The sequence below is a fragment of the Pseudanabaena sp. 'Roaring Creek' genome (genome assembly GCF_001402795.1).
Lineage (GTDB): Bacteria > Cyanobacteriota > Cyanobacteriia > Pseudanabaenales > Pseudanabaenaceae > Pseudanabaena.
In genome coordinates this window covers 1-4,780 of record NZ_LIRE01000199.1, presented here as the reverse complement: position 1 = coordinate 4,780, position 4,780 = coordinate 1, and the positions used below count along the sequence as shown (strand labels likewise).

Here is a 4,780-nt window from a genome sequence, read left to right as displayed (position 1 = left end):
TATAGATAATTCAAATAAAAACTACAGCTTCGACTTCGCTCAGCTAGCTTACACCGAGGGCTGAGCGAAGTCGAAGCCCGTCTACAAGTTATTTAAAACAACTATAATTCACAAAAGTGTTGTCACACTTTCGTGAATTGGTATAAGTAGTTCGTCATAATTAAAAACCAAAACCAGAGAGCATACCGCCCACTACGCGGGCGGTGTGCTCTGCTAGGTTTTAAGTTTACTTATGCCTAGCTACTTAACTTTTCATTAGTTCTTTCATCTTTTTGGCAGCTAAGGCATAGCCACCATCGGCTCCATCAATAAAATGCACTTGACGACCGTCCCGTTCAAACACCAAACAAGTCATTAAAGCCCGATCGGAAACATGGAATCCATAGACTAAACGACCTTCTCGAAACTTTTTGTCTAGGTAATTCATTAGTGTTTGACGTTGTTTGATTCTCCCAGAAATTACCATCCGTAACACATCATCAAACTTTTTGAAGTCCGTTGATTCGGAAACAATCTTCTTGTAGTCTCCCCAATTAAATCCTCTAACCCTGATTCTAGAATTCATCAGAATTGCCCCTAAGAGGTTAATTAGGCGGATTTTCCATAGATAAAACCATCTCGCTAGCCAATTTTGGGTGGTAGTGAAAACCCTAGTCTCTGACAATAAATTTTTATCCTCAAAGCCAAGAGCTAAATTGGTGGAGATGGCGGGATGACATTCCTCTCCCCGTCCGTAAATGCGATCGATCTGGTTAATAATTTCGCGATAGAGCAGATCGATTTGACTTTGACTGGGTGCGGTCGCCATGACGATCAGACTTAAAATCTCGTCATGGCGGGTGGGGATATCCTGCCAACGGCATTCTAATCCAGAGAAATCCGCGATCGCGTTTTCATTAATATACTTAGGGCTGTATAAATCCGTAGTAGCGGCATCCTTCACTAAGCGCGTGGCATAGCTGATGCCGCCGCCTCTGAGAATTGCTTGGTTATAGTTTTCTGAAATTCGGAGTTTGGCAATTTTAATGTCGTAGTTGGAGGTAATGGCAGTGAGAGGGACAATACCTACACGTAAGCTAAGCTTAAATTCCTCGCTGGCTAATTTTTGTACCGCTAGCAAGGACTGCTCTGCTTCATTAATAAACTTGCTCGGAATCAGAATTGAAGCGCCATCGCCGCCAAATACAAAGGGAATCTCTAGATCCCCGACTATATTCAGAATGACAATTATGGAACAGGCTCCTAAGAGATTGACATCTTTATACTTACCTTCGGCGATCGCTTTAGTTGATTCCGTGACATCGGTGATAATTACCGCCCAGTCATTGGGAATGTCGGAAAAGTTTGCACTGTAGGTAATATCGGCAAAATTTTGAAGAACGGGTAGATCGGCATAAAAGTTCTCAGAAGTCGTATTTACAGGTGAGAATTCTTGAATATTCATATCTGTAGATCTAAATGCGATCATCAATCATAGGATCCTATCAATAAAAGACAAAGAGAGATACAGCCAACTGGCTGTATCTCTCTTTGTCTTTTGCTTGGTGTGTAAATTAAAATTAAAAACCAAAACCAGAGAGCATACTGCCCGCTACGCGGGCAATATGCTCTTCTTATGCCTAGCTACTTAACCTGTAGCGCTGTAGATCTATTCCCATTCGATCGTTCCAGGGGGCTTAGACGTAATATCTAGGACTACACGATTGACCCCTTCCACTTCATTAACGATCCGATTGGAAATTGTTTCCAATAGATCGTAGGGAACTCTTGCCCAATCCGCAGTCATGCCATCTTCACTGGTGACAAGACGCAATACGACTGGATGGGAGTAGGTGCGTTTATCCCCCATCACGCCGACACTGCGAACGGTGGGCAGTAGAACCGCAAAGGCTTGCCAGAGATTATTGTATTGACCAGCGCGATTGATCTCTTGACGGACAATGAGATCGGCATCACGGAGAGTGTTTAAGCGATCGCTTGTAATATCACCAATAATCCGAATTGCCAATCCAGGACCTGGGAAGGGTTGACGCTTGACAATTTCTTCGGGCAGACCAAGCGTAGTGCCGACTTTGCGCACTTCATCTTTAAATAGTTTGCGAAGTGGCTCTACGAGGGTAAAGCGAAGATTGTCAGGCAATCCTCCGACATTATGATGGCTCTTGATCTTGACGGCAACCCGTTTGCCTGTGACGGGATCGGCATTGGTATCCGCTGACTCAATTACATCTGGATAAAGAGTTCCTTGGGCAAGGAAATCAAAAGGTCCTAAACGTTGAGATTCTTCTTCAAATACACTAATAAATTCACCGCCAATCAACTTCCGCTTCTGTTCAGGGTCGGTTACGCCTTCGAGTTTCTTCAAGAAGCGATCGCGAGCGTTAACATATTCCACATGAATGTGGAATTGTTCTTCAAAGAGTTTCACGAGACGCTCTGGTTCGAGCTTACGCATAAAGCCCTGATCGATAAACATACAGGTGAGCTTGTCACCAATCGCTCGATGCAATAAAAAGGCGAGAGTTGAAGAATCTACACCGCCAGAAAGAGCCAGTAATACTCGTTTGTCACCAACTTGAGCGCGAATTTCGCGGATTGAATTTTCGATAAAAGCATCGGTAGTCCAACTCGGCTCGCATTTACAGATGTGATAGACAAAGTTGCGAATCATCGCCATGCCACCAGCGGAATGGACAACCTCAGGATGGAACTGGACTCCATAGAGATTTCTTTCATGATTGGCGATCGCCGCGCAGGGAGTGTTCGCTGTATGAGCTAACACTTCAAATCCTTGGGGTAAATTAATTACAGAGTCGCCATGACTCATCCACATGGTAATGCCCGTATCGACATTGGTAAGTAAATCAGTGGGATCGTCAATGAGTAATTCGGCTTTGCCATATTCCCCTCGCTCAGCACGCTCAACCGTGCCGCCGAGTTGCTTTGCCATTAGTTGCATTCCATAGCAAACGCCTAAAATGGGAATATCCAGATTGAAAATTTCAGGATCGCACTGTGGTGCGCCTTCGTCATAAACGGAGTTTGGTCCACCAGATAGAATGATCCCTTTAGGATTAAGCTTCAGTAGATCCTGTGCGGATATGTGGTACGTTAAAACTTCAGAATAAACCTGCGTCTCGCGGATACGTCGGGCAATGAGTTCCGAGTACTGAGACCCAAAATCAAGAATTGCAATCATTGAACGGCTATTTATATTGTCTGTGGTAAGATCGGGCTCGGTGCTGATTGAATTTATACTAGATGAAAGAACACCTTCAAGATTTAGTACGGCATTCGATGATGTTGGAGGGGATGAAACCACAGTAGATACCTCTATCTTAATGAGATAGCATTTAATGAGATCGTAAGGCTTTCAGTAAGCCAATCGCCGCGAAAAAAGTAGCTATTCTTACAATGCTAGCAAAACGGTACGTCTTTATGAAGAAAAAGATACATAAAAAAGCTACAAATACGATCACCTTGGGTTTATTCTCATCGATTTTAGCCTTGCTAGCTTGGGGAAGTAAGGATCGGGGCTTTAGTTTCGGAAATGTAACGACATCTGCCGCAGAAGCGGTACAGCTCCGTGATGGCAAAACCTATTTTATTAATTTGCCCATGCTGATCGAGGCGGAAACTACGATTAATCGGATTTACGCCCGCAACGCTACCTATTACTTTGCGATCGCTCTACCGCAAAATATGGGCGAACCCTTACAAAAGCTGGAAATTGCCCAGAAAGAGGGATTTGACTCGATTGATTTTTTTGAAAATGATACGCTTGCCTTTGTGCAGTTATCATCGGGCGAGCGAGTGGCGATCGCCAGTAAAACTGAGATTGTGCCCAGTGGCGATCGCAGTGAAGATCGCAGTAAAATTACAATTACCTTTAACCCTTCCATTCCTGCTAGCGGTGACCTAAACCGTAAATTGATCGTGGGACTACGACCAATTAGTAACCCTCGTACCGATGGTACTTATCTGTTTGGGGTGACAGCATTTCCTCAAGGCGATCGCCCTAACTCCCAATTTCTGGGGTATGGTCGGTTGAGTTTTTATAGTCTTCGTTTTTAGAATGTTTTTTATCGCAAAACCCCAAAGATGAGTGGCGGCGCTTCGCGCCGCCACTCATCACCTACATAGAAACTTGCCAAAAACTGACAAATTTTTCCCATGAATGATTTAGGACTGCCACCGAATCCTAAATACCTATAGGGTGTTTTATCAAAAAGATTGACGTTTGCTATACACTATTGGCAGATAGTAACTAGATATTTAACTATGACCTTCACAACAGAATCGCCAGTAACTCCTGTAGAAGCAGAATCTAGTTTTGCACCCCCAGTTAATCACATTGTGCAAACCATCCAAACTGTAATTGCCAGTATGGATGCCGACAATACGGCGCTCGAAAATCAGACCGAGGATACGTGGAAATTCAAATACGGTACTGTAGAAGTAGTTGTCAATATTACTGGAATCGAACCTACTGACACATTCACAGTATTTTCGACAGTGTTGAGCGCACCATTCAAAGATGAAGCAAAAATGACGCGCTGGTTACTAGAAAAGAATGCTGCCGATACCTTTGAGTCTCGGTATGCAATTCAAAACGATCAAGTTTTAGTATTATGTTCGCGCTCTGTTGAAGATCTTTCAGCGGCTGAGATCTCAAGGATTATTACCATCGTAGCGGCGATCGCTGATGACAATGACGAAGTATTAAAGGAAAATTTTGGGGCTTAATCCTAAATAAAATAAGTAATAATACTTATAAGGA

General features: G+C 43.5%; 4 protein-coding genes. 2 read left to right on the top strand and 2 right to left on the bottom strand.

Translation table 11 applies throughout. The features are described 5' to 3' along the window. Positions 1-244: 244 nt before the first annotated feature. The gene (locus tag AC805_RS06380; protein WP_055074641.1) at positions 245-1,444 is read right to left on the bottom strand and encodes a DUF3095 domain-containing protein; all 1,200 of its coding nucleotides are present in this window, start codon (positions 1,442-1,444) and stop codon (positions 245-247) included. A 204-nt stretch (positions 1,445-1,648) separates the two neighbouring features. Then, the gene (gene guaA, locus AC805_RS06375; protein ID WP_055074639.1) at positions 1,649-3,199 is read right to left on the bottom strand and encodes a glutamine-hydrolyzing GMP synthase; all 1,551 of its coding nucleotides are present in this window, start codon (positions 3,197-3,199) and stop codon (positions 1,649-1,651) included. A gap of 239 nt (positions 3,200-3,438) precedes the next feature. Between guaA and AC805_RS06370 the strand changes: the two genes are divergently transcribed. Together AC805_RS06370 and AC805_RS06365 are read left to right on the top strand one after the other, a co-directional pair. Further along, positions 3,439-4,074 carry a DUF2808 domain-containing protein gene (locus AC805_RS06370; protein ID WP_072143539.1) on the top strand — a complete coding sequence of 212 codons (636 nt, stop codon included), beginning with the start codon at positions 3,439-3,441 and terminating at the stop codon, positions 4,072-4,074. A 207-nt stretch (positions 4,075-4,281) separates the two neighbouring features. Then, positions 4,282-4,746: a YbjN domain-containing protein gene (locus tag AC805_RS06365; RefSeq protein WP_009625921.1), complete on the top strand. Its 465-nt coding sequence runs from the start codon at positions 4,282-4,284 to the stop codon at positions 4,744-4,746. Positions 4,747-4,780 lie beyond the last annotated feature (34 nt).